Here is a 394-nt window from a genome sequence, read left to right as displayed (position 1 = left end):
CGCCCGAGGAGTGGATCGCCTGCGCGAAGGGCGCGGTGCGCGTGAGCTCCACGTCGATCTCCGGCAAGCAGATCACGCTGACCTACGTCGAGCCGGGCATCTGGTTCGGCGACGTGGCGATCTTCGACGGCGACCGGCGCACGCACGATGCGTATGCGCACGGGGACACCACCATCCTCTGCGTCGCCAAGGCGGATTTCCGCAAGATCCTGGCTACCCACGTGGAGTTCTACGAGGCCATGCTGCGCCTGCATGCGCGGCGCATCCGCCAGCTCTACGGCCTGGTGGAAGACCTCAATACCCTGCCCCTGCGGGCGCGGCTGGCCAAGCAGCTGCTGCACCTGGTGCGCAGCTACGGCATCCCGAGCCTGTCGCACGGCGACGAGGTGCGCAT

At 68.0% G+C, this 394-nt stretch carries 1 protein-coding gene; it reads left to right on the top strand.

The features are described 5' to 3' along the window. Nucleotides 1–394: Crp/Fnr family transcriptional regulator (locus HNV26_RS39140; protein WP_171453079.1), on the top strand; the 394-nt coding region annotated here is incomplete at both ends.

It is taken from the genome of Myxococcus xanthus, from assembly GCF_013116825.1.
GTDB lineage: Bacteria > Myxococcota > Myxococcia > Myxococcales > Myxococcaceae > Myxococcus > Myxococcus xanthus_B.
This window is presented reverse-complemented; position numbering and strand designations above follow the sequence as displayed.